Genomic DNA, 23,046 nt, shown 5'->3' with positions numbered 1-23,046 from the left:
GGGGAGAACCATGGTCAATCGGCGTGACGTCCTGGCCGGCCTGCCGGCCGCCGCGCTGGCGAGCTCCGCCTCCGCGGCGCCGCCGTCGCGGGTTCGACCGCTGACCGCGCAGGGCGAGGTCAATCTCGCCGCCTTCGCGCGGCTGATGGCCCATGTGCGCTTCTTCCATGCCGGCGACGCAGCGGCGAGCGCCGACTGGAACGCCTTCGCGGTGTCGACGATCGAGACCGTCGAGACGGCCGCCTCCCCGGGCGACCTAGCCGCACGGCTGGGCGAGGCCTTCGGCCCGCTGACGCCGAGAATGACCATCCACGGCGGCCCGCCGCCCGCGGCCAAGCCGGCGGAGGAACCGACCGACGGCCGGACCCTGGTCATGTGGCGCCACCGCGGCGTCGGGCTGAAGACCAATCCGCTCTACAACAGCGCCCGCATTCCCGTGCCCGGCGGCAAGCCCCGGATCATGCTGCTGGATCTCGGCGGCGGGGTGACGGCGGTGATGCCGGTGACGGCCTACAGCGCCGATCCCGCGCTCCAGCCGCAAACCCCGTCGCCACCACTGGACAGCTATTCGCCCGACGACCGCGCCGTGCGCCTGGCCGGCGTGGCGATCGCCTGGGGCGTGCTGCAGCACTTCTATCCCTATTTCGACGTCGTGCAGACCGACTGGGACGCCGAGCTGCCCAAGGCCCTGCGCACGGCCGCCACCGACCCCGACGCCGAGGCCTTCAAGCGCACGCTGGAGCGCATGACCGTGGCCCTGCACGACGGCCACGGCATGGTCACGCGCGGCGCCGCCGTGCCGTACCTGCCGGCCGAATGGAGCTGGATCGAGCGGCGGCTGGTGGTCACGGTCGGCGCGCCCGGCCTGCCCGTCGGCAGCATCGTCGACCGCATCGACGGAACGCCCGTGACCGAACGGCTGGCTCGGATAGAGCCGCTGATCGCCTCGGCCACGCCGCAATGGCGCCGCGCCAAGGCGGTGCAGCTGCTGGGCCGCCGCCCCGACGGGACGCCCGCCCGGCTGGAAGGCCAGGGCCCCGACGGCGCGCGGCTGCGCGCGACGCTGGCGCCGCGCCCGGGCCTGGAGGTGGCCGAATGGATCAAGGCCGGCCGCCGCACGGCGCACTTCTCGCAGCCGCGCCCCGGCCTGCTCTATATCGACCTCAACCGCGTGACGCCCGAGGACCTGACCGACAGGCTGGACGTCCTGGCGCGAGCGCGGGGCGTGGTGCTGGACGTCCGGCGCTATCCGTCGCCGGCGGCGCGCGAGCTCTTTTTCCACCTGCGCGACCGCACGCTGCGCTCGCCGATCTTCGAGACGCCGATCGCCATCCTGCCGGACCGCAAGAACGTGGTGTTCGACGGCCGGGGGCGCTGGGCGCTGGAACCGAAGACGCCGGTCGCGACGGGGCGCCTGGTGCTGCTGGTCGGCGCGGGCTCGATGAGCCAGTGCGAAAGCTACGCCAGCATCTTCGAAGGCGAGAAGCTGGGGCCGATCGTCGGCTCGACCACCGCCGGAACCAATGGCGACATCAACCGCCTGAACCTGCCCGGCGGCTACCAGATGATCTTCACCGGCCTGCGGGTGCGCAAGCACGACGGCTCGACCTATCACGGGGTGGGGGTGGCCCCCACCGATCCGGTCGAGCCGACCCTGGCGGGGATCCGCGCCGGCCGCGACGAGGTGCTGGAACGCGGCATCGCGCTGGCCGACCAGGCGCAGGTCAGTCCCGCGTCATCCGCTCCAGCGGGGCGGTGAAGCGGGCCGGAAAGCCCTCCGGGGCATAGACCAGCTCGGCTTCGCGGGCGGCCCGCAGGCCCGCGGCGATCAGGCGCGAGCCGAAGCCCTTGCGCACCGGAGGCGTGACGGGCGGACCGCCGGCTTCGCGCCATTCGAGCACGAACCGGTCGCCCTCGATCGCCCAGTTCAGCGACACCCGGCCGCCCTCGACCGACAGGGCCCCGTGCTTGGCGGCGTTAGTCGCCAGCTCGTGCAGCAGCAGCGACAGCGACAGGCTGGCGTCGGCGGCCAACAGAACGTCGGGCCCCTCGATGCGGAACTGCCCTCGCCCGTCGTGCAGGGCCAGCATCGGCCCGATCACCGAGCGCACGGACGCCGGCCGCCACTGGTGCTGCAGCAGGACGTCATGGGCGTGACCCAGGGCGATCAGGCGATCCTCGAAGGCCCGGACCGCGCCCTTGTCCTCCACCGTCTTCAGGCTCTGGGCGGCGATGGCCTGGACCATCGACATGATGTTCTTCACCCGATGGCTGAGCTCGTGGTTCAGCAGCTCCTGCTGGGCCACGGCCTCGGCGCGCGCGGCCTCGGCCCGCACCTTGTCGGAGGTCTCGTTGGTCACGCAAAGCACGCCCAGCACCGCCCCGTCGTCGTCGCGCACGGGCGTGTAGGAGAAGGTCCACCAGGTGTCCTCGGGCTCGCCGTAGCGGGCCATGGGAATGTAGAGATCGACGACGCGCGAGGCTCGTCCCGCCTCCGCCGCCAGATACATGGCCTCGACGGTGGGCCAGGCGTCGGCCCACAGCGCCTCGAACCGCGCCCCCTGGGCGGTTTCCAGTCGCGGACCCAGGATCGGCCGATAGGCGTCGTTGAACATGAAGGTCCGGTCGGCCCCCCAGACCAGATACATCGACTCCGGCGAGCCGAGCAGCGAGTTGACGACCAGCTTCAGAGGCGCCGGCCAAGCCTCTCGCGGGCCCAGCAGGTGATGGTCCCAATCCACAGCCTCCAGGAGGCTGGCAGCCGACTGCACTGTCCGAAACTCCCCTCGGTGGCGGCCGCCCAGGCAGGCGATGCGCATCCAGGGCGGGACCCTAGGTGATCGCGGCAAGCGGCACAATCGAAGCCAAAGTGTCGCTGGGCCGACTTAGTTCCCCGTTCGCACCAGGCTTCGGGCGACGGACACGCCCCAGCGCTGGCAACCCTTGCTTTCAGCGGCCGCCTAGTTCCCGTCTTCCAGCAGGCGGCGGGCGATGACCTGGGCCTGGATCTCGCCGGCCCCCTCGAAGATGTTGAGGATGCGGGCGTCGGCCAGCAGACGGCTGGCGGCGTACTCCATCGCAAAGCCGTTGCCGCCGTGGATCTGCAGGGCGTTGTCGGCGGCGGCCCAGGCCACGCGGGCGGCGACCAGCTTGGCCATGCCGGCCTCCAGGTCGCAGCGCTTGCCCTCGTCCTTCTGGCGGGCGGCGAAATAGGTCAGCTGGCGCACGCCCATGATCTCGGCGGCCATCATGGCCAGCTTGTTGTGCACCCGGGGGAAGGCGAAGATCGCGTCACCGAACTGCTTGCGGTCCAGCGCGTAGGAAAGCCCCACCTCCAGCCCCGCCTGGGCAACGCCCACCGCCCGCGCCGCCGTCTGGATGCGGGCGCTCTCGAAGGTGGCCATCAGCTGCTTGAAGCCCTGGCCGGGCACGCCGCCCAGCAGGTTCTCGGCGGGCACGGAAAAGCCGTCGAAGGCGAGCTCGTATTCCTTCATGCCGCGATAGCCGATGACGCCGATCTCTCCGCCGCTCATGCCCTGGGCCGGGAAGTCGTCGCCCTCGACGCCGCGCGGCTTGGGGGCCAGCAGCATCGAAAGCCCGCGATAGTCGCTGGTGGCCGGATCGGTGCGCACCAGCAGGGTCATGACGTCGGCGCGGGCGGCGTGGGTGATCCAGGTCTTGTTCCCGGTCACCACGTAACGGTCGCCCTCCAGCACGGCGCGGGTGCGCAGGGAGCCAAGGTCCGAACCGGTGTTGGGCTCGGTGAACACCGCCGTCGGCAGGATCTCGGCCGACGCGATCCTGGGCAGCCAGTACTGCTTCTGCTCGTCCGTGCCGCCGGTCAGGATCAGCTCGCCGGCGATCTCCGAGCGGGTGGCCAGCGAGCCGACGCCGATCCAGGCCCGCGACAGCTCTTCGGACACCACGCACATGGCCGTCTTGCCCATGCCGCTGCCGCCGAACTCTTCGGGAATGGTCAGGCCGAAGACGCCCAGCTCGCCCAACTCCTCGACCAGCTCGATCGGAATCAGCTGGTCCTTCAGGTGCCACTCGTGGGCGAAAGGCGTGACCTTCTCCTCGGCGAAGGCGTGGAACTGGTCGCGGATCATCTCGAAGGTCTCGTCGAGACCGGTGTGCTCCAGGGTCGGGCGACCGCGCGCCTCGGCCAGGCGCTGGGCGATGCGGGTCTTAACCGCTTGCGTCCCGCCCTCGACCATCAGCTTCATGATGCCGTTCGAGAACAGACGGTTCATCACCGCGCGGTCGGTGACCAGATGGGCGGGACGGACGATCTCGCCCTGGTTCATCGGCACGCCGCCGATCAGCTGGGCGGCGTATTCGGAGAACAGCAGCTGGGCCAGCAAGGCCTCGATCTCGCCGAAACGCCCCTCGCTCTCCAGCCGCTCGGCCCAGCCGGCGACCTGATTCATCAGCTCGGCATAGGCTGCGTACCAGCCAAAGCCGTGCACGGCATGCTGCTGGGCGTCGGCGAGCTTGCGGTCGATCCTGCCGTCGGCGCCGGCGATGGCGGCCTTCACGGCGGGCCGGGCCTCGGCGACGAAGGTCTGGGCGCTGGTCGCCGCCTCACGCAGCAGGCCCGTCAGGCCCGGCAGGATCAGGGACTTGGACTCCTGGGCGACCGCGTCGGTCATGCTCTCAAACTCCCCTGCGCCGTACTTATGTTTTCCGGCACTGTGATCCCTTTCGCACCTGCGAGCAATGCCGCGACGCAGCATGCGGTTGCGCGGGAGCCGGGATCGGGAGGGCGCGCGCCCGCCCCCGAAGGGACGGGCGCGGTGTCGTCAGTTCGGGTCGGAATTGCTGGCCAGGGCCCACGAGAAGTCGGCGTGGGTGTTGCTGGTCGTGAAGTAGAGCGGGTCGCTGAAGAACGCGATCGGCTTCTTGTAGTCGGCCGGATAGGGCGCATTGCCGGCCGTGATCACGGCCACGCCGTGGCAGCTCATGCAGTTGGAGGTGATGCCGGCCGGGATGCCGGTGCTGGTCTCCAGATAGGGGTTGAAGCAGACGGTCATGGTCGAGCCGCCTTGGGTGGTCGTCTGGTCATAGGCCGTGCAGGTGGCGTAGTTGGTCCACGGCCCCGTCAGGCTGGCCGGCTGGCCCTGCTTGCTGCCCGGGAAGCCGTTCGGCGTGTCGGCGCCCGGCTGCCACCAGAAGGTCTGCCAGGTCCAGAACGGGATTTCCTTGCTGTTGACATGCATGGCCTGCAGCACGGCGAAGTCGCCGGCCGCGGCCGCGTTGGCGCCGGTCAGGCCGTTGGCGGTGTTGTAGTCCGCAGCCTCGGCGGCGCTGAGCTTGACCGAGTAGAAGGTGCTCATCGGGGCCCACAGGAAGGTCTTGCAGGCGCCCGGGTTGCGGATGCTGGCGATCTCGCGCGGGGTGGCCGGGCGCACCGGGCCCTGGCCGGTCGGCGCGACGAGCACGCAGGTGGTCCAGGTCTGGGGCTCGGGGTTCTGGGCGTTGGTCGAGGCCGCCGGCCCCTGCCACAGCGGTTGCGGGGTCAGGCCGCTGGCGTGGACCAGGCCGAACACCGGCTTCAGCTCGAGACCGCGCACCGGGAACTCCTGCACGCCCCGGTTCTGCGGGGTCGTGCCCGCCGGCCACGAGGTGTTCAGCTTCTGCATGTCCGAGGTGCTGGAGTAGCGGTACGACACGCCGCCCGGCCCCGGATGCGAGGCGTCGAGGAAGGCCGCCGCTTCGGGGCTGAACTTGTTGAACGATGTCACCGTGGTGTCGAACTTGGTCGGCGTGATGCCGCCACGGCCGTGGTGGAACTGGTTGGGCTGCTGGAAGACGCGCAGCTTGCGCGGCGCGGCCACGCGCTGAGCCACCGTCGTGGTGGCGGCGGCCGCCACGGTTCCGGCCGCCGGCGCGGGCGGGAAGATGTCGTTGGTGCCGGCCCAGGTTTCCCAGATCGGCAGCGACTGGCCGTTGAACGACTGGCCGGACGGCTGGGCCATGGCCTGCCAGAGCTGCCAGGCGTGGTTGCGCATCGCGGCGGTGTCGGCGTTGGCGATCCATCCGTTGATGGTGGCGGCGGCCACCGGATAGTCGGCCGTGGTCGGCAGCGGCACCGGCGTGATGACGGCCACGTCCAGCAGCGCCTCGGTCTTGGGCGGCGCTTCGGGCGTCTTGCCGCAGCCGGCCAGTCCGGCGCCCAGGGCGACGGCGGCGGCCGTCGCGATCGCGATCTTCCTCATGGGTCGGTCCCCTTCCCCGACGCGGTGTTGCATGCCGCGCCATCGAGGCATCCTACCCCCGAAACACCCTCGCTGGTTGTGCATTTGCGCACCACGACTTTCGAGGCCATGCGCGCGGTGTTTCGAAAAAATTCCAACATGAACGAATTCTGTCGAACGGCCTGACGGCTCGGTTCAGCTTCGGCCTGCGATGGTGCGTCTCACGGGGCCGACGGCTCCGAACAAATCATACGGGACGAAAGACCACCGCCATGCACAAGACCAACAAGATCAAGACCATCGGCCTGACCATCGCCGCCGCCACCGCCTTCACCATGGCCTCGGCCCCGGCCGCCAACGCCGTCGAACAGCGCCTGGGCGGCGTCGTCGGCTGCGACGCCTCGGGCAAGAAGCAGGAAGCGGGCGCCGTGATCGGCGGCCTGCTGGGCGCCGTCGCCGGCTCGAACCTGGCCAAGAACGACCGCGGCACGGGCACCGCCATCGGCGCCGTGGTCGGCGCGGGCGCCGGTTCCTACGTCGGCTGCAGCATGCAGAAGAAGCAGGCTTCGAACGACGTCGGCGGCTCCTACAAGACCAGCAACGGCATCAAGATCTCGCACAACGTCGACTCCGCGCCGATGACCAAGATCACCGGCAAGTACGTCGCCCGCTCGACCCTGAACCTGCGCGCCTCGGCCTCGACCCGCGGCCAGCGCGTCGGCTCGGTCGTCGCCGGCGAGACCTTCCAGGCCCTGGGCCGCACCAGCGACGGCCAGTGGATCCTGGTCGGCCAGAACGGCGTCGGCGTCGGCTACGTCTCCAGCGCCTACGTCTACCGCGCCTAATCGAGGTTCGGGGCGCGCCCCGTCCCCCCTGCGCGCCCCGTGCGAGCCCGCCTGGTCCCCCGACCAGGCGGGCTTTTCGCGCGTTTGGGGGAGGCTCGTTCACCCCAGCGCGCTGACCCCGCCCAGCCAGGTCTGCCACACCACCACGAAGCCACCGTGCAGCAGCACCGCCGGCCACAGCGAACCGGTGCGCAGGCGCATCAGGGCGCAGGCCAGACCCAGGATCGCCGTGCACAGCAGGAAATCCCAGCGCAGGAACGTCGTCGCGTGCGGCAGGAAGGTCAGGGTCTCGAAGGGATGCCAGGCGACATAGAGCGCGGTCGAGACGGCGACCCACAGCCAGGGCCGCCTGGTCTCGTCGCGGCCGGGCAGCAGCAGGCCGCGAAACGGGATCTCCTCGCCCACGGCCGGCACGATCCACACGATCAGCAGGCGGATCATCAAACCGGGCGCGGTCTCGGTCAGGCGATAGAGGCCGGTCGAAAAGCCGATCGCCGCCATCACCGCGCCGCAGACCACGGCGGTCAAGGCGCACCACCGCCAGCCTGCCGCGTCTGGCAAAATCGTCAGCACCTGCGCGAGCCGTCGCCCGGCGCGCCTCATCGGCCCAGCCGCCGCACGACAGGCGTCACCGCCGCTTCCGGTCCCTGGATCGACAGGCCGACATAGGTCTCGGCCTCGACCACCACGACGCCGTCGGCGGTTTCCCATTCCTCCTGGGAAACGTCCTGCGAGCCGCCCACACCCTGCCAGCGGTCCTTCAGGGTCGCGCCGCTTTCCAGCAACGCGTTCAGCAGCGCCGCGCGCAGGTCGCGATCGTATTCGTCGCCCAGATGGACGTTGAGCGAGCCGCTCAGCTGCGCCACTTCAGCGTGGTTTCCTTGACCGGATTGACGAACGGCCGGCCCTCGGCGCGGCTGGCCGTCCATTCGCGCTTCAGCTGCTGGTACCACTTGGCCTGGGTGTCGGCGTCGTCGATCCAGATCAGGGCCGGGTCGTACTTCAGCCCCTCGTTCTGCAGGTTCACCATGCGGCCGTCCTGGCGCAGGAACTCGCGGGCGAAGGGGGCGATCAGGGCGCGGAAGGCCATCACCGGATGGTCCGACCAGATCAGCTGGCTGATACGGGTCGAGGTCTCGGTCAGCGGCGTGAGGCAGGTCAGGGCCAGCACCTGACGCTTGCCCACCACGATGTGCTCCCAGCGATAGCCGGGCAGGCGGAAGGTGATCTCGATCTCCGGCGCGCCGCCGAGGATGTCATAGAGGCGGTTGGCCTTGCTGCGCCCGTGGCGGCGCATGACGAAGCCCTCCGGCGAGGGCGCGAAGACCTTGGTCTTTTCCGACTGGCGCTTGGACGAGCGCGCCCACCAGGCCTCGTGCACATAGGGCGCGTGGGTGGGGTCCATCAGGCCGACCACCGCGTGGTCCATGTGGGTCTCGAAGATCATCGAGTCGACGATCTTGGCCTGCCCGCCCACCACGCCGGGAAAGGCCGGCGGCGGCTCCGGCGGTTCGCCGTCGAAGCGCGGGTCGGCGCTGATCCAGACGAACACCATCCCCTGGCTCTCGGCCGCCGGATAGCGCCGCACGCGGATGCGCGAGACCTCGAGGCTCTGGTCGCTGGTCAGCGACGGGATCGAGGCGCAGACGCCATCCGAGCCGAACCGCCAACCGTGATAGGGACACTCGACGCTGGAACGGCCGTCGGCCTCCTGCGTCAGCTTGCCGCCCGACAGGGGCGCGGCGCGATGCGGGCAGACGTCGCGGATCGCGAACACCTTGCCGTCCTTGCCCCGGCTGACCAGCACCGGCTCGCCCAGGATCTCGTAGCGGGTGAGCTTGCCCGTCTTCACCTCGCGCGACAGGGCCGCATAGTACCAGGCGTCGAACAGGAAGCCCTTGCCGAACTTGGCGGGCGGGGCCTTGGCGGTCTTGGTCGCGGCGGGAGCGTCGTCAGCGGGCATGAGTGTCAACTGGAGAGAGGAACGGCGGTTCTTACGACGCCTTGTTCAGCGCGTCGCCCTCCATTGGCGCAACCTCAGGCGCACGGTCCAGGAAATCGATCAAATCACTCGGCCGCGCCTGCTCATGCTCGGACAAGCGGGCGGCAACTTTGATTTCAGAAGAGGCGTCGTCCTCAGCGGGCATGTGCGGATGCTAGCGCCAGTCCATGCGCCTTTTAAGTCTCGACAGGCAGTACACCCCCGAAAAATCCCCGCGAAGGCGGAGACCCAAGCTGATTTGCAGGATAAATCTGAGCTTGGCTGCGTGTCCGCTTGGATCCCCGCCTTCGCGGGGATGCTCGGAGAAAGGAGACAATCTCCGCCTACTTCCCCGCCGTCTCCACCAGCCGCTGATAGAACCGCACCATCTCTTCCAGATTGGCCAGGGTCATGTGCTCGTTGGTGCCGTGGATCATCTTGGTGCCGTCCATCGACAGGGTGATCGGCTGGAAGCGGTAGATGTCGTCGGCGATCGGCGACATGAAGCGGCTGTCGGTGGCGGCGATGACTAGGCCCGGCGCGACCGGCGCGCCGCTCTCGTTCCCGGCCAGCGAAGCCAGGGTCTTCCAGCCTTCCGAGGTCGTCGACGACACCGGCGAGGGCTCGTTCAACTGGCGCTCCCAGGCCAGTTGCACCGGCAGGTCGCCCACCGCGTCCTTGGCGCGGGCCATGACGGCGGCGGAGTTGTCGCCAGGTGCGATGCGGTAGTTGATCCAGGCCGTGGCGTCCTGGGGCAGCACGTTCTCCTTGGGCGAGCCCTTCAGCATGGTCGGCGCGATGGTGGTGTGCAGCATGGCCGCGCCCGCCGGGCTCCTGGCCGTCTGCTGGACCAGCAGCGGCGAGAACAGCCAGCTGTTGGCCGCCGCCATCTTCACCGTCGGCGAAGCGCTGGGGGCCAGCGACTTCAGCATCTCGGCGCCGGGGCCTTCGAACTTCATCGGATGGGGATGGTCGGCGATGGCCAGCACGGCGCGGGCCAGGGTGGTGACGCCCGTCTGCGGCGGCGGGGTCGAGGAATGGCCGCCGGGCGCAGGCGCGGTGACCTTCAGCGTGCCATAGCCCTTCTCGGCGACGCCGATGATCGCGGCCGGCCCCTTGGTGACCGGGTTGTCGGCCACCACCACCATGCCCTCGTCGAGCACGAACCAGGCCTTGACGCCCCGCGCCTTCAGCGTGGCGGCCACGGCCCGGGCCCCGGCCCCGCCGACCTCCTCGTCATGGCCGCTGGCGATGATCACGGTGCGCTTGGGCGCAAAGCCGCCGGCCGCCAGGCCGTCTACGGCTTCGAAGAGGCCGATCAGCGAGCCCTTGTCGTCGACCGCGCCGCGTCCCCAGACCGCGCCGTCGGCCACCACGCCGCCGAACGGCGGATGCTTCCAGTCCTTCTCGGTGCCGGGCGTGATCGGCACCACGTCCTGGTGGGCCATCAGCACGATTGGCGCCAGCGACGGGTCCGAGCCCTTCCAGGTGTAGATCAGGGCGTGACCGCCGACGACCTCGCGGGTCATGGCCTTGTGGGCGGCGGGATAGGTCGCCTGCAGCCAGGCGTGCAGGGCGTCCCATTGGGCCAAGTCGTTTTCGGCGGCGTTCTGGTGGCTGACGGTCTGGAAGCGGATGGCCTCGCCCAGGTGCGCGGCGGCCCTGGCCGCGTCGAACGGACGCGCGGCGGCGAGCGCAACCTCGCCCGCCTGGGCTGGCGGCTTGAAGGTGACGGTCCGCACGACCACCACCCCGGCCAGCACCGCGACCACCCCGACCGCGCCCAGCGCGACCTTGCTCTTCCACCCCATGACGCCCCTCCGCCAAAATGTCAGGGCGCAACTGTGCGACGGGGCGGCGAGGTTGCCAATCCCTATTTCGATACGTGATGGATCGAAATAGGGATTGATCGATCAGAAGCGATAGCTGGCGGTCATGCGCACGCTGTGGACCTCGATCAGGTCTTCGCCGCGCTGCATGTCGGTGCCGGCCGCATTGGTCAGGATGAACGGATTGGTGGCCGGCGCCGGCCCCTGCACCCGCACGGGGCCGCTGTCGTCCTCAAGGCGCGTATACAGATACTCCAGTCCCAGCCGCACGCGCCCGTCCAGTTGCCGCTCGAGCCCGAGGCCCGCCTGGTACCCGTCGGCCTTGTCATCCGTGTCGGGCACGAAGGTGTTGACCGTGTTGCTGCTGCGGAAGGCGTGCTCCAGATCACCCCGCGCCACGCCGCCCGTCGCGTAGGCAAGATAGGGGCCCATGGCGTAGCCGCCGCGAACGCGCAGGGCGGCCAGCGACTTCAGCTTTCGATCGAAACTGTAGAAGGCCGGCGTCGTCGAAAAGGCCGTGACGTCGTCCTGAAGCCGCAGGCGCTCGATCTCGGCCACGCCGCCGATCACGAAACTGCCGAACTGCCAGTCGTAGCCGCCGCGCAGCCCGATTTCCCAGCCGTTGTCATCATCGCCGACGCAGCCGCCGGCCGGAGTCGGCCCCTTGGCGAACCCGTCGCAGAACCCTGGAGAGAATGCATTGGCCCCGGCCGCCGTGGTGACGGTGTCGCCGTACTGACCGTCGAGATTCTTGTCGAACACCACCTGTTCGCCGGTGTTGTCGGCCGTCTTGGCGTAGCCGAACAGCGCCCCGACATAGGGCCCGCTCCACTCGCCGGCCATGCCTTGGGCCTGCGCCACGCCAGCGCAGGCGGCGCTGGCGACAAGCGCCAGGGCCACGGCCTTGAAGGTCTTGGTCATCGTCGTCCTCCCTGCGACGGCGAGGCGCCGCCGAAGGGAGCTACGAGAGAACATCGTTCTCGGATGCGAAGAGCCTCAGCCCTTCACGTGGGTGGTCGGACGGTCGTGGCCGTCGGACAGCTCTTCGCGCCACTGGCCGCGGTCGTCCTCATAGGTGATGCCGACCGTATCGCCCGCCACCTTCTGCTCGCCGGCCACGCGCTTGGCGGCGGCCAGGGCGGCGTCATGGGTGGGATAGGTCTCCGAGAAGACCGCGCCCAGCTTGTAGGCCCAGCCGCCGTCGTGCTCGACGATGGTGTAGGTGATGTCGGTCATGGCGCACTCCTTCGGTCTCGAAACTGAAGGGAAGAGGCCCTGGTTCCGGGCCGGCGTCTTGCATGCAGGCGCTGCGTTCCCCCGTTTCCATGCGCTCACCCCTCGCCGCTCAGCTCCTGCACCTCCTCGAAGGTGCGCAGGCCCGGCCGCTGGGCGCAGACCAGCACGCCCATGTTTCCAGGCAGGTGCTGGTTGGCCAGCATCTTCTCGTGGGCGGCGGGGATCTGGTCCCAGGGGAACACTTCCGACAGGCAGGGATCGACGCGGCGGTCGATGACCAGCTGGTTGGCGGCGCTGGCCTGCATCAGGTTGGCGAAGTGCGACCCCTGAACCCGCTTCTGGCGCATCCACAGGAAGCGGGCGTCCATGGTCAGGTTGAAGCCGCTGGTGCCGGCGCAGATGGCGACCATGCCGCCGCGCTTCACGACGAACACGCTGACCGGGAAGGTCGATTCCCCTGGGTGCTCGAACACCAGGTCGACGTCGCGGTTGCCGGTGATCTGCCAGATGGCTTTGCCGAACTTGCGGCTCTCCTTCATGTAGTCGGCGAACTCGGGGCCGTTGACCTTGGGCAGCTGGCCCCAGCAGTTGAACTCCTTGCGGTTCAGCACCGCCTTGGCGCCCATCGACAGCACGAACTCGCGCTTGTCGTCGTCGCTGACCACGCCGATCGCATTGGCCCCCGCGACGGCGGCCAGCTGCACGGCGAAGACGCCGAGCCCTCCCGAAGCGCCCCAAACCAGCACGTTCTGGCCGGGCTTGAGCTCATGCGGCTTGTGGCCGAACAGCATGCGATAGGCGGTGGCCAGGGTCAGGGTGTAGCAGGCGGCCTCTTCCCAGGTCAGGTGCCGGGGCCTGGGCATCAGCTGGCGCGACTGCACCCGGCAGAACTGGGCGAAGCTGCCGTCCGGCGTCTCGTAGCCCCAGATGCGCTGGCTGGACGAATACATCGGGTCGCCGCCGTTGCACTCCTCGTCGTCGCCGTCGTCCTGATTGCAGTGGATGACGACCTCGTCGCCCAGCTTCCAGCGCTTCACCTTGGCGCCCACCGCCCAGACGATGCCCGAGGCGTCGGAACCGGCGATGTGGAAGGGATGCTTGTGGCCGTCGAGCGGGCTGATCGGCTCGCCCAAGGCGGCCCAAATGCCGTTGTAGTTGACGCCGGCGGCCATCACGAGGACCAGCACCTCGTCCTCGCCGATCTCCCAGGTGGGCACCACCTCGACCTGCATGGCCGAGCCCGGCGGGCCGTGGCGCTCCTTGCGGATCGTCCAGGCGTACATCGACTTGGGCACATGGAACGGCGGCGGGATCTCGCCGATCTCGTACAGGTCCTTGACGGGAGACGCGGTGGTCTCGAGGGTCGCGGTCGTCATGTCACTCCCCGGCTCTTCGGCGCTGCAACATGAACGCCGTAGTGGCTGTTTGCGCTCCGCGGTACGGTGCGACGCCAGGAAGAAATGCGCCGCCGGACCGTCGTTCTTATCGTGTTCTCCGGCCACGCTCGGCAGGCCGGTACGGGCGAGGCTGAGACAAGGCTTCCGATCTGGCAAGCGGAATCCTTGTGCGTCGCAACATGGTTGCGAATGAAACGATCCGCCGTCCCGCAGGTTGCGCGCTTCCCATTCGCGGCGCGTCGGGCGAGGTTGGCGCCATGACGCAGACGATCCCCCCGATGCTTCACGTTTCGCGCCCCACCGGCTCGATCATCCTGCTGGAGCTGGACGCCCCGCCGGCCAATGCGCTGGGCCTGGCCCTGCGCGCCCAACTGGTGAAGGCGCTGGACGAGATCGCCACCGACGACGACGTCCGCGCCGTGGTGCTGACCGGGCGCGGCGGGGTGTTCTGCGCGGGCGATGATCTGCGCGAGGCCGCCGTACGCGGCGACGGCGCCCTGGCGGCGGTGGAAGACTTCAACCGGCTGATGGACTGGGTCGAGGCCCTGCGGGTGCCGACCATCGCCGCCGTCGACGGCTGGTGCTTCGGCGGCGGGCTGGAGCTGGCGCTCGCCTGCGACATCCGCCTGGCCAGCGATCGGGCGACCTTCGCCGCCTCGGGCGTGAACATCGGCCTGGTGGCCTCGGCCACGCGCCTGCCCCGCCTGATCGGCGCCGCGCGGGCCAAGGCTCACCTGCTGACCGGCGCCCAGTTCGACGCCGCGCGGGCGCTGTTCGACGGGATCGTCGCGGCGGTGCACACGCCCGGCACGCTGCTGCGCGAGGCCATGAAGCTGGCCGAGGCGATCTCGTCGCGCGCGCCCCTGGCCGTCGAGGCCACCAAGCGAGTGGTCGACGGCAAGGCCTATGTGGAAGAGGAACTGCCGGCCCTGATCGCCAGCGGCGACCACCAGGAGGCCATCGCCGCCTTCATGGGCAAGCGCACGGCCGACTTCCGTCGGCGGTAGGCGCTATTCGGAGGTCTTCTTGCCGCCGCCGAACTTCAGGAGACCGAAGCCGACCGCGAAGCCCAGGATCAGGCCGATGGCCATGTTGTCGATCAGCGCGCCGAAGATGATCCCGCCGCACACGCCCAGGACAAAGCCCACGCCACCCTTTTTCGTCATCGAAAGCCCCTTGAAACCCAGGCGTGCATCAACGACGAGACCGACGGCCGGGTCAACAAGATCCTCCCCCTGGGGGGAGGTGGCCCGAAGGGCCGGAGGGGGGACGTTTTCAGCCTCAGCTGAAGCTGACCGCCTTCCCCCTCAGTCGCTCCGCGACAGCTCCCCCTTCAGGGGGAGCATCTTTATTCCTCAAACCGGCCGATCGCCGGCGATCGTCACCCGGAAGCCCGAGCGCACGTCGGGGAAATAGTCCCAGATCGCCTGGTGCCAGGTGCAGCGGTTGTCCCAGAAGGCCACCGAATTGGGCCGCCAACGGAAGCGCACCTGGAAGTCCGGGTTACCGGCGTGGTGGTAGAGGTAGGAAAGGATCGCCGCGCTCTCGGCCTTGGGCAGGCCGACGATATGGGTGGTGTAGGACGGGTTGACGAACAGGCTCTTCCTGCCGCTGACCGGATGGGTGCGCACCACTGGGTGGGCGGTGCGGTTGTACTGCCGGTCGATGTCCGGGAAGAGCGCCTTGTAGATCGGGTTGGCGTCGTGGACGGCGGTGAGGCCCTCCAGATAGGCCTTCATCCGGTCCGACAGGGTGTCGTAGGCCGCGTACATGCTGGCGAAGACGGTGTCGCCGCCGTCGTCGGGCACGATCGGCATGTGCAGTATGCTGCCCAGCGGCGGCTCGGGATCGCAGGTCAGGTCCGAATGCCAGCTCTCGCCGGCCACGAATTTGGAATTCTCGTCGGCGTGGATGGCCACCACCTCGGGATGGTCGGCCAGGCCCGGCACGCCCGAATGGATCGCCAGCGGCCCGAACTTGCGGCCCAGCGCCTTGTGGGCGTCGTGGGTCATTTCCTGGTCGCGGAAGAACAGTACCTGGTATTGCGTCAGGGCCTGGTGCAGCTCCTCGAACTGCCGGTTCGACAGCGGCTGGCCCAGGTCGACGCCGAACACCTCGGCGCCGATCCGGCGGGTCATCGGCTTCACTTCCAGAACGTCGTACGCCATCGCGGACTCTCTCAGGATTTCAGGAACTGGCCGCGCACATAGACGAGCGGCGGCCTGGACTCGTCGATGCGGACCGAGACGACCCGGCCGACGAGGATCTCGTGGTCGCCGCCGTCGTGGGCGGCGTGAAGCTCGCACTCGACCACCGCCACGCAGCCGGCCAGCACTGGGGCGGCGGTCGCGCCGGGCTCCAGCGCCGCCAGGGCGAAGCGCTCGTCGCAGCCCGACTTGGCGAAGGCGTAGGCCAGCTCGCCCTGGTCGGCGGCCAGGATGTTGACGCAGAAGACGCCCGCCTCGCTGACGGCGGCCAGGGTGCGGCTGCCGCGCTTGAGGCAGGCCAACACCAGCGGCGGGTCCATCGACAGCGACGAGAAGGCGCTGACCGTCGTGCCCGACAGGCGTCCGTCCAGCGCCGTGGTCACCACCGTAACGCCGGCCGCGAAGCCGCCCATGGCCTTGCGGAACAAGGCGACGTCGGGAAGCTCCAAGGCCTGGGCCGCGCCCATCACTCACCCCCGAACGGGTTGTCGCCATAGACCGGCGGGGCGCGGTTGGTCGTATCCCCGGTCTCGGCCCGGCCGCAGACCGCCAGGGCCGTCAGGGCGTAGACCAGGGCGCTGTCCACGAGGTCCTTCGGCGTCGGCCGCCAGCGGGAAAAGCCCGTGGTGATGGCCGGGATGCGGTGCATGTTGAAGACGTTGTGGTCGCGCCACATGCTGGAATAGACGCTGGCCGCGCGGGCCACCGGATGGCCCAGCGACAGCTGGGTGGCGACGTCCACCGCCCCGACCAACGGCGCCACCTCGGCGGCGTCGGCCTCGAAGCCGTGGCGCACGACTACCGGTTCGATCTCGATCCCCGTCATGCCGGTCTCGCGGACCATGGCTTCGAGCGAATGCTGGATGTCGGCCACGCGCTGGCGGGGGTTGAGGCCCACCTCCAGATAGAGGTTCACCCGCTCGGTGCCGGCCCCGAAGGCGTACGGGATACCGCCGCGCACCGAGGACAGCTGCGACTTGGGCTGGGCCACGCCGCCGGGGCTCTCGTAGAGGCTGGCCTTCTCCCACCGGCCACTCCAGGCGTGGATGGCCTCGGTCAGCTTGCCCAGCTTGTAGATCGGGTTGGGGTGCGCCTCGGCGCTGGCCGGGTGAGACAGCAGCGGGGTGAACACCCCCTCGCCCCAGACGGTGATCCGGAACACCGCATAGCCGCAGCCCACCCAGGTCAGGCCGAAGTCGCAACCCTCGGCGGCGATGGCGTAGTCGGGGGCGACCCCGCCGTGGTGGAACAGGTAATGGGCGCCGATGTCCTTGCCCATGTAGGCGACGCCGCGGTGCTCCTCGATCGGCTCGGGGCCGATCTCGCCGGGGCAGGCGGTCAGGTACATCTTGCCGGCCAGCTCGTAACCGGCCGCCTTCAGCGCCTTGGCGGCGATCAGGAAACAGGCCATCGGCCCGCGGTCGTTGGCGATCGGATAGCCATAGAGCTTGCCGTCCTCCAGCCAGCACTTCTCCCACTCGGGATTGGCCAGGGTGGCGGGGCTGTACTTGTAGGCGTCCAGATCCGGGTTCCAGGTCGGCGCCTCGGTGTCGAGGTGGGCGGTAAAGAGGAGGTTCTTGCCCACACCCTTGCCGCCGTGCGTGCCGATGACATTGGGACGCTCGGGCGTGGCTCCGACCTTGCGCGGCGAGAAACCCTCGCGCGCCATCCAGTCATAGACGTAGTTTGCGGCCTCCAGCTCCTTGCCAGACGGCGCGGGGATGTTGCCCAGGGTCAGGGCCAGCTCGACGATCTCGCTCTCGCTGATCGCGGCGGCGATGGCGGCGCGGTCGGCTTCGGTGACGACATAGGGGGCGGCGACGCCCGCGAGGTTGGCGAACCCGTCGGCCATCACGCGGCCTCCTTCCAGGCTTTGGCGACCTCGACGCTGTCGGTGAGGATCGCGGTGTTGAGCCCCATCGTCTTCAGAGCGACCTCGTGCAGGTCGGGCTCGTAGGCCGCGCAGGCGTCGGCGGCGACGAAGACGTGGTAGTCGAGGTCGAAGGCGTCGGCGGCGGTGGCGGCCACGCAGCACTCGGTGGTCAGGCCGCAGACGACCAGCGTGTCGACGCCCATGGCCTTCAGGCGGGCGTCGAAGTCCGTGCCGACAAAGGCGCTGTAGCGGGTCTTGGCCACCACCAGCTCGCCGTCTGCCGGCTGGGGTCCATAGAAGGCGCTACCCGGCTGGCCGGCGCGGCACAGGGCCGCCTCGCTGTCGGGATCCCCGCCCCGTCGCCGCATGCGCTCGTTCCACGACGGGCTGTCGGTCTCCGGCGCCGTGAACAGGCCGACGAACACGACGGGGACGCCCGCCGCACGCGCCGCCTCGACCAGGCGGCCGGCCGCGTCCACGGCGGGTGCGGCCATGCCCATGTCGACGCCGTACTGGCCCAGCAGGCCGTCGGGCGAGGCGAAGTCGACCTGGATGTCGATCACCGCCAGCGCCGTGCGGCCCGGCGCGATCCAGGCCGGCAGCGCGCTCACGAGAACACCGAGCGCAGGCCCGGCAGGATCTCCGAGCCGAACATGGAGAGGCCTTCCACGTAGTCGGGGAAGATCAGCATCAGCCCGTCCAGCTCGCAGTCGGTGACGAAGGCCTGCACCTGCTCGGCGCAGGTGGCGGGCGAGCCGACCACGGTGTGGGTCATGAAGGCGCCCTGCTGGGCGGCGACGGTCGACAGCTTCTCGGCCGGCACGCCCCAGCTTTCCAGCATGGCCAGGATGGCGCCCATGTCGGCCCCGCCCTTGTAGCGTTCGACCAGCGCCTCGGCTCCGGCGTCGCTCTCGGCGTGGACGACGGTGCACATGGCGTAGGTCTTGATGGTCTTGCCCATGCCCTCGGCGGCGATCTTGGCCCGGCGGCTGGCGTCGCGGCGCTCTTCGGGCGTGCGGCCGCCGATGAAGCAGACATCGGCCTCGCGCACCGAAAACTGGAAGCCGCGATCGCTCATGCCCGCGCAGATCAGTTCCGGACGCGGCTTGCTGAGCGGCTTGGGCTTGGACTGGCAGTCCTTCATCGTGAAGAACTTGCCGTCGAAATCGACGCTGTCCTCGCTCCACAGGCGCTTGACGATCTTCGTCCACTCCTCGGTCAGGACGTAGCGGTCGTCGTGGGTCAGGGCGTCGTCCCAGGCCCCCATCTGGGCGAACTCGCCGCGATAGGCGCCGGCCACGATGTTGAGGCCGGCGCGGCCGCCGCTGATGTGGTCGAGCGTGGCGATCATCTTGGCCGCCACGGCCGGGTTCTGCAGCAGCGGGTGGATGGTGGCCCAGATGCGGACGTTCTTGGTGGCCTCGGCGATGCCGGCCATCATGGTGACGGACTCCAGGGCCGTGCCCCAATGGTCGGTCTCGCCGCCGAAGCCGCGGAACTTGCCCATCGACATGACGAAGTCCATGCCGACCTCGTCGGCCTTCACGGCCGCGGCCTTGTTGGTCGCATAGAGGCCGTCGAGGACGGGGGTGGTCTTGGAGATGATCCAGCCGCCGTTGGCCACCGGCAGGAACACCCCGAAGTCCTTGTGCTTGGAAGGGCTGTGATACATGGCGGGCATCCTCGGCTAGGCGGCGTCTTGCAGCAGGTTGGGAACGGGCTCGCCGACAGGCTCGGCCTCGGTGGCCTTGCGCGGCGGGCGCATGAAGAGGGCCGCGACGAAGATCAGGCCGATCACCGCGGCGAAGAGCTGGAAGGTGGGGGCGAAGCCGCCCAGCTGGTCGCGCATCAGCCCGCCGATCACCGGCCCCAGGGCCGAGACGGCGCCGACCAGGCAGACCATCGAGAAGAGCTCGAGGTTGTTCTTCCGGCCATAGTAATTGAGCAGCAGGATGCTGACGGCCAGCACGGTCATGCCAAAGCCGATCCCCACCCCGACGGCGAACACCATCATCACCGGCCAGGTCGTGGCGTGGGTCAGGGCCAGGAGGCCGACGGCCATCACCCCCTGCGCGCCCGCCAGCAGCCAGCGCGGATCGATGCGGTCGCCGACGAGGCCCCCGCCGGCGCGGGCGGCCACCTGCATCAGCGCCTCGAGGCTGATCGCCGAGATGGCGATGGTGGCCGGCACGCCCAGCTCACCGAAGTGGCTCGGCGCCAGGCTGACGGCGGTGACCCCGCCCAGCAGGTGGGCGAAATAAGCCGCCAGGATCACCCAGAACTGCGGGGTGCGGACGGCCTCTTTCACCGTCCAGTCGACAGCGGTGCGGTAGACCTTGCTGGTCGCCGGCGCGTTCTCGATCTCTTCCGCCACGGCCTTGTCGGTCTCGGCGGCGGCGGCGGCCAGCCAGGCCTTGCCGCCCACCAGGGCGGTGCACAGCAGGCCCACGACCAGCGAGGCGGCCGCCTGCATCCACCAGTAGGGCCGCCAGGCGCCGCCGGCGATCTCCATGCCCGACAGCGCCATCCACGGTCCGACGACCCCGCCCAGCGAACCGATGGTGAAATAGATCCCGAACGGCAGGGCGCGCTTCTTGAACAGCATGGAGAGCACGTGGGTGCCGGGGATCAGGGCCATCATCTGGTAGCCGACGCCCAGCAGGGCCGTGCCGACCAGGTAGACGGTCAGCCCCGGCGTCGCGGCCAGGCAGGAAAAGCCCGCCACCATCACCGCCGAGCCGGCGATTATGGTCGGCCGCACCCCGAGCTTGCGGATCAGCAGGGCCGGCAGCCACGACGAGCCGCCGCAGAAGGCGCCCAGCAGGGTGAAGCCCAGGAAGGCCGGACCAAAGCCCCAGCCCTGCTCCTTGATCATCGCCGGCAACACCACGCCCAGCGACGAGAAGGTCGAGGCGGTGATCAGGAACAGCAGCAGGGCGAAGACCGACAGGATCAGCCAGGGACGCCAGGGGGAGGTCGACATGGCAGGACTCCTTGGAGAACAGGACAAGGAGCGGCGCGCCCGTTGCAGCGAGCGCGCCGCAGGGGGAACTAGAACTTCCGGGACAGGGTCACGCGCCACTCGCGGCCCTTGGACGGCAGGGCCGCCAGGTTGGCGTAGGTGTCGCCGACCGGCGTGAAGTAGAGCTTGTCCAGCAGGTTATCGACGTTGAGCGTGGCGGTGTACGGCCCGTACTCGTAGGCGACCGAGCCGCTGGCCACGGCGTAGTCCGGATAGACCACCGCGCCCGGCACGGTGCCCGAGGTCTTGGTCACCCGGGTCACGCCGAGCGTCGCGGCGACCTTGCCCCAGTCGTAGGCGTCGGAGGTGTAGGCCCCGTAGAGGCTGAGCACCGACTTGGGGATCAGGGTGTAGTCGTAGTCGCCCGGCCGGACGCTGTCGAAGCTCCACACCACGTACGAGCCGCCGAAGCCGTTGGCGCCCGTGACGCCGACGGTGTGCACCGGCACGTACTGGAACGAGGTGTCTGGGCCCTTCACCGTGGTGTGCTGGGTGTTGCCCGAGAAGGTGAAGCTGAAGTGCTCGCTGGCCAGCCAGCGGACCTCCAGCTCGACGCCCTTGGCGCGGGTGCCGGTCGGGGTCTGGGTGATGCCGGTCAGCTGGGTGCGGTTCTGGCGATAGCCGGCCAGCGAACCCACAAGCGTGCCCTGCAGCCACTGGAACTTCACGCCCGCCTCGGCCAGGTCGCCGTCCGACAGCCAGGCGTCGCCGGCGTCGGCCACCAGGCCGGGCGCGATGTCGCCGGCCTGGCTCATCTCCAGGGCGCTGGCCTTGGCGTAGGTGATGTAGGGCATCAGGCCCAGCGGCGCCTTGTAGGTGGCGCTGGCGGTGTAGGTCCCCTTGCCCTTCGAGGCCTTCTGCTCACCGGCCACGGTGTACGAAAGGAAGCCCGTGTCGTGCGAGGTGACGTCGTAGTCGTCGTAGCGGCCGCCCAGCATCAGGTTCAGCTTCTCGCCGACCATGATGTCGGTGGTGAAGAAGAGGCCCGCTTGGCTCCATTCCGAGCGGTTGTCGTTCTCCCACTGCACGCCGTCGCCCGGATTGAAGGGGCTGCCGATGAGGTCGGTGGGGGTAGCGCCGAAGGCGATGTCGCGGCGGTCCAGTGCGATCAGCCCGCTGTTGTAGCTCTCGCGCCGGCGGCCGTCGAAGCTGCGGTAGGAGGCGCCGACGAACGACTTGGCCTTCACCAGGCCATCGAAGGCCTCGTTGGCGAAGTTCCAGGTCAGGCGGGCTTCCCAGACGTCGCTGTCGAACCAGGCCGGATAGCCGTAGGAGACGAAGCGCTTGTTCTCCAGGGCGTCGTAGAACAGTTGCAGCTTGATCGAGCTGTCGGGCGACAGCTCCTTGGCGACGTCGAAATAGAGGGTGTTAGTCTGCGTCTTCGAGAAGTCGGCGCCCGAGATGTAGACCGTGCGCGGCGACAGCTTGGTCGTGCCGACGCCGGTGTCCAGCGTGTGCTTGGCGTCGGTGGTCGGGAAGCCGTAATAGGCCAGGTACATGGCGCTGGCGTACGGATAGAAGCCGATCTCGCTGGGGGTCAGGCGGCCATTGCCGTCGGCGTCGACCAGGCTGGTGTCGCGGCCGGTGATGTAGGTCCCGTTGTCGATCAGGTCCTGGGTCAGACGGTTCCAGCCCGGCGTCTGCACGTCGCCCTTCGAGCGATAGACCATGCCGCCCAGCGCCGTGCTCCAGCCGTTGCCGAGGTCGAAGTCGGACGAGGCCTGCAGGGTCTGCCGGCGGGGATAGATCCCCTTGTAATAGCTGTGGCTGTCCTCGACCTCGCCATAGACGTGGACGCCGCCGACCACCTCGCCGAGGTTCACCGGCAGGCCGATCTGGGCGGTGGCGTTCTTGCGGTTGTAGCTGCCGTAGGTGGCCGTGACCTCGCCCACGGGCTCGGACAGGTAGCCGCCCTCGCCCTTCCCCGACTTGGGGATGAAGTTGAGCATGCCGCCGACCTTGCCCGAGCCGTAGATCGGGGTCGGCGGGCCGCGCACGATCTGGATCTGGTCGGCCGCGCCGATCGGGGTGGCGTAGGTGCCGCGGTTCTCGATGCGCTTGAAGCCGCGGAAATAGTTCTCGGCAAGGGTGCCGCGAATGTTGAGCGCGCCGGGCACGCCGTAGAAGCTGGCGGTGTAGGTTCCGGGCGAGACGGCGGTCAGGCCGTCGATGCTCTCGATGCCGTAGCGTTGCAGCGTCAGGCCCGACACGAAACTGGCCGAGCGCGGCGTCTCGATCAGCGGCTTGTCGAGGCCGAAGACGGTGTTGTTGGGTTCCTTCTCGATCAGGCCGGCCTTGTCGCGGGCCCGGACCACGATCTCGTCGACGGCGTCCGGCGCGGTGGCGACGGGGTCCGGCTCGGCCGCGTGGGCGCCGCCGGCCAGGGCGAGCAGAACGGCGGCCGAGCAGCCCGCGAGCAGCATTCCTTGGTTCGACATGACGGTCCTCGTTCAAGGCCG

Annotated in this window: 22 protein-coding genes; 3 read left to right on the top strand and 19 right to left on the bottom strand. The window is 69.3% G+C overall.

What is annotated here, in order from left to right; all coding sequences use genetic code 11:
* Positions 1-10: 10 nt before the first annotated feature.
* Entirely contained in the window at positions 11-1,759 is a 1,749-nt protein-coding gene (locus P7A99_RS06805) for a S41 family peptidase (protein WP_277793153.1), read from the top strand.
* Here P7A99_RS06805 and P7A99_RS06800 read toward each other — a convergent pair.
* The 3 genes from P7A99_RS06800 to P7A99_RS06790 form a co-directional block, all read right to left on the bottom strand.
* On the bottom strand, positions 1,725-2,771 hold the full coding sequence (locus P7A99_RS06800; RefSeq protein ID WP_277793152.1) for a sensor histidine kinase: 1,047 nt from the start codon (positions 2,769-2,771) through the stop codon (positions 1,725-1,727). The genes P7A99_RS06805 and P7A99_RS06800 overlap by 35 nt on opposite strands.
* Positions 2,772-2,960: 189 nt before the next feature.
* Positions 2,961-4,652 carry an acyl-CoA dehydrogenase family protein gene (locus P7A99_RS06795; protein ID WP_277793151.1) on the bottom strand — a complete coding sequence of 564 codons (1,692 nt, stop codon included), beginning with the start codon at positions 4,650-4,652 and terminating at the stop codon, positions 2,961-2,963.
* A 150-nt stretch (positions 4,653-4,802) separates the two neighbouring features.
* The gene (locus P7A99_RS06790; protein ID WP_277793150.1) at positions 4,803-6,218 is read right to left on the bottom strand and encodes a hypothetical protein; all 1,416 of its coding nucleotides are present in this window, start codon (positions 6,216-6,218) and stop codon (positions 4,803-4,805) included.
* A 251-nt stretch (positions 6,219-6,469) separates the two neighbouring features.
* Between P7A99_RS06790 and P7A99_RS06785 the strand changes: the two genes are divergently transcribed.
* The gene (locus tag P7A99_RS06785; protein ID WP_277793149.1) at positions 6,470-7,042 is read left to right on the top strand and encodes an SH3 domain-containing protein; all 573 of its coding nucleotides are present in this window, start codon (positions 6,470-6,472) and stop codon (positions 7,040-7,042) included.
* Positions 7,043-7,141: 99 nt separating this feature from the next.
* On the opposite strand, the gene P7A99_RS06780 is transcribed toward P7A99_RS06785, so the two are convergent.
* The 8 genes from P7A99_RS06780 to ccrA form a co-directional block, all read right to left on the bottom strand.
* Positions 7,142-7,561: a CPBP family glutamic-type intramembrane protease gene (locus tag P7A99_RS06780; protein ID WP_277793215.1), complete on the bottom strand. Its 420-nt coding sequence runs from the start codon at positions 7,559-7,561 to the stop codon at positions 7,142-7,144.
* An 80-nt stretch (positions 7,562-7,641) separates the two neighbouring features.
* Positions 7,642-7,908 (bottom strand): hypothetical protein, encoded by a 267-nt coding sequence (locus P7A99_RS06775; protein ID WP_277793148.1) that lies wholly within the window; start codon positions 7,906-7,908, stop codon positions 7,642-7,644.
* Positions 7,896-9,005 carry an aromatic ring-hydroxylating oxygenase subunit alpha gene (locus P7A99_RS06770; RefSeq protein WP_277793147.1) on the bottom strand — a complete coding sequence of 370 codons (1,110 nt, stop codon included), beginning with the start codon at positions 9,003-9,005 and terminating at the stop codon, positions 7,896-7,898. The genes P7A99_RS06775 and P7A99_RS06770 overlap by 13 nt, the downstream gene beginning before the upstream one ends.
* 31 nt (positions 9,006-9,036) lie before the next feature.
* Positions 9,037-9,189: a hypothetical protein gene (locus P7A99_RS06765; protein ID WP_277793146.1), complete on the bottom strand. Its 153-nt coding sequence runs from the start codon at positions 9,187-9,189 to the stop codon at positions 9,037-9,039.
* A gap of 178 nt (positions 9,190-9,367) precedes the next feature.
* A complete protein-coding gene (locus P7A99_RS06760; RefSeq protein ID WP_277793145.1) occupies positions 9,368-10,834 on the bottom strand; it encodes a M20 family peptidase in 1,467 nt (488 codons plus the stop codon).
* Positions 10,835-10,936: 102 nt separating this feature from the next.
* Positions 10,937-11,773: an outer membrane protein gene (locus P7A99_RS06755; RefSeq protein ID WP_277793144.1), complete on the bottom strand. Its 837-nt coding sequence runs from the start codon at positions 11,771-11,773 to the stop codon at positions 10,937-10,939.
* Positions 11,774-11,848: 75 nt separating this feature from the next.
* Entirely contained in the window at positions 11,849-12,088 is a 240-nt protein-coding gene (locus P7A99_RS06750; RefSeq protein ID WP_101717057.1) for a DUF2188 domain-containing protein, read from the bottom strand.
* A 95-nt stretch (positions 12,089-12,183) separates the two neighbouring features.
* Positions 12,184-13,464, bottom strand: a complete 1,281-nt coding sequence (gene ccrA / locus P7A99_RS06745) for a crotonyl-CoA carboxylase/reductase (RefSeq protein ID WP_277793143.1) — start codon at positions 13,462-13,464, stop codon at positions 12,184-12,186.
* Positions 13,465-13,763: 299 nt separating this feature from the next.
* Here ccrA and P7A99_RS06740 point away from each other — a divergent pair, with 299 nt between their 5' ends.
* The gene (locus tag P7A99_RS06740) at positions 13,764-14,492 is read left to right on the top strand and encodes an enoyl-CoA hydratase/isomerase family protein (protein WP_277793142.1); all 729 of its coding nucleotides are present in this window, start codon (positions 13,764-13,766) and stop codon (positions 14,490-14,492) included.
* A gap of 3 nt (positions 14,493-14,495) precedes the next feature.
* Here the strand turns inward: P7A99_RS06740 and P7A99_RS06735 are convergent, their stop codons facing one another.
* The 8 genes from P7A99_RS06735 to P7A99_RS06700 form a co-directional block, all read right to left on the bottom strand.
* Complete coding sequence (locus P7A99_RS06735) at positions 14,496-14,651, bottom strand: hypothetical protein (RefSeq protein WP_277793141.1); 156 nt, start codon at positions 14,649-14,651, stop codon at positions 14,496-14,498.
* Positions 14,652-14,840: 189 nt separating this feature from the next.
* Complete coding sequence (locus tag P7A99_RS06730; protein ID WP_277793140.1) at positions 14,841-15,653, bottom strand: TauD/TfdA dioxygenase family protein; 813 nt, start codon at positions 15,651-15,653, stop codon at positions 14,841-14,843.
* A gap of 11 nt (positions 15,654-15,664) precedes the next feature.
* A complete protein-coding gene (locus P7A99_RS06725) occupies positions 15,665-16,159 on the bottom strand; it encodes a flavin reductase family protein (RefSeq protein WP_277793139.1) in 495 nt (164 codons plus the stop codon).
* The gene (locus P7A99_RS06720; protein WP_277793138.1) at positions 16,159-17,544 is read right to left on the bottom strand and encodes a peptidase M20; all 1,386 of its coding nucleotides are present in this window, start codon (positions 17,542-17,544) and stop codon (positions 16,159-16,161) included. The genes P7A99_RS06725 and P7A99_RS06720 overlap by 1 nt, the downstream gene beginning before the upstream one ends.
* On the bottom strand, positions 17,544-18,176 hold the full coding sequence (locus P7A99_RS06715) for a cysteine hydrolase family protein (RefSeq protein WP_277793137.1): 633 nt from the start codon (positions 18,174-18,176) through the stop codon (positions 17,544-17,546). The genes P7A99_RS06720 and P7A99_RS06715 overlap by 1 nt, the downstream gene beginning before the upstream one ends.
* Positions 18,173-19,237, bottom strand: coding sequence for an LLM class flavin-dependent oxidoreductase (locus P7A99_RS06710; RefSeq protein ID WP_277793136.1), 1,065 nt, complete (start codon positions 19,235-19,237; stop codon positions 18,173-18,175). Before P7A99_RS06710 ends, P7A99_RS06715 begins: the two co-directional genes overlap by 4 nt.
* A gap of 15 nt (positions 19,238-19,252) precedes the next feature.
* Positions 19,253-20,647: an MFS transporter gene (locus tag P7A99_RS06705; protein ID WP_347276685.1), complete on the bottom strand. Its 1,395-nt coding sequence runs from the start codon at positions 20,645-20,647 to the stop codon at positions 19,253-19,255.
* Positions 20,617-23,025 carry a TonB-dependent siderophore receptor gene (locus P7A99_RS06700; RefSeq protein WP_277793134.1) on the bottom strand — a complete coding sequence of 803 codons (2,409 nt, stop codon included), beginning with the start codon at positions 23,023-23,025 and terminating at the stop codon, positions 20,617-20,619. Before P7A99_RS06700 ends, P7A99_RS06705 begins: the two co-directional genes overlap by 31 nt.
* Positions 23,026-23,046: the final 21 nt, after the last annotated feature.

Source organism: Caulobacter endophyticus (assembly GCF_029543245.1).
Taxonomy (GTDB): domain Bacteria; phylum Pseudomonadota; class Alphaproteobacteria; order Caulobacterales; family Caulobacteraceae; genus Caulobacter; species Caulobacter endophyticus_A.
Note: the sequence above shows the minus strand (reverse complement) of the source record. Positions and strands in the feature narration are given on the sequence as shown.

Excerpts from the sequence above, each read along its gene's own strand:
- P7A99_RS06805 (WP_277793153.1), top strand. The coding sequence starts at position 11 with ATGGTCAATCGGCGTGACGTCCTGGCCGGCCTGCCGGCCGCCGCGCTG.
- P7A99_RS06795 (WP_277793151.1), bottom strand. The coding sequence starts at position 4,652 with ATGACCGACGCGGTCGCCCAGGAGTCCAAGTCCCTGATCCTGCCGGGC.
- P7A99_RS06790 (WP_277793150.1), bottom strand. The coding sequence starts at position 6,218 with ATGAGGAAGATCGCGATCGCGACGGCCGCCGCCGTCGCCCTGGGCGCC.
- P7A99_RS06785 (WP_277793149.1), top strand. The coding sequence starts at position 6,470 with ATGCACAAGACCAACAAGATCAAGACCATCGGCCTGACCATCGCCGCC.
- P7A99_RS06770 (WP_277793147.1), bottom strand. The coding sequence starts at position 9,005 with ATGCCCGCTGACGACGCTCCCGCCGCGACCAAGACCGCCAAGGCCCCG.
- P7A99_RS06765 (WP_277793146.1), bottom strand. The coding sequence starts at position 9,189 with ATGCCCGCTGAGGACGACGCCTCTTCTGAAATCAAAGTTGCCGCCCGC.
- P7A99_RS06760 (WP_277793145.1), bottom strand. The coding sequence starts at position 10,834 with ATGGGGTGGAAGAGCAAGGTCGCGCTGGGCGCGGTCGGGGTGGTCGCG.
- P7A99_RS06755 (WP_277793144.1), bottom strand. The coding sequence starts at position 11,773 with ATGACCAAGACCTTCAAGGCCGTGGCCCTGGCGCTTGTCGCCAGCGCC.
- P7A99_RS06750 (WP_101717057.1), bottom strand. The coding sequence starts at position 12,088 with ATGACCGACATCACCTACACCATCGTCGAGCACGACGGCGGCTGGGCC.
- ccrA (WP_277793143.1), bottom strand. The coding sequence starts at position 13,464 with ATGACGACCGCGACCCTCGAGACCACCGCGTCTCCCGTCAAGGACCTG.
- P7A99_RS06740 (WP_277793142.1), top strand. The coding sequence starts at position 13,764 with ATGCTTCACGTTTCGCGCCCCACCGGCTCGATCATCCTGCTGGAGCTG.
- P7A99_RS06735 (WP_277793141.1), bottom strand. The coding sequence starts at position 14,651 with ATGACGAAAAAGGGTGGCGTGGGCTTTGTCCTGGGCGTGTGCGGCGGG.
- P7A99_RS06730 (WP_277793140.1), bottom strand. The coding sequence starts at position 15,653 with ATGGCGTACGACGTTCTGGAAGTGAAGCCGATGACCCGCCGGATCGGC.
- P7A99_RS06725 (WP_277793139.1), bottom strand. The coding sequence starts at position 16,159 with ATGGGCGCGGCCCAGGCCTTGGAGCTTCCCGACGTCGCCTTGTTCCGC.
- P7A99_RS06720 (WP_277793138.1), bottom strand. The coding sequence starts at position 17,544 with ATGGCCGACGGGTTCGCCAACCTCGCGGGCGTCGCCGCCCCCTATGTC.
- P7A99_RS06710 (WP_277793136.1), bottom strand. The coding sequence starts at position 19,237 with ATGTATCACAGCCCTTCCAAGCACAAGGACTTCGGGGTGTTCCTGCCG.
- P7A99_RS06700 (WP_277793134.1), bottom strand. The coding sequence starts at position 23,025 with ATGTCGAACCAAGGAATGCTGCTCGCGGGCTGCTCGGCCGCCGTTCTG.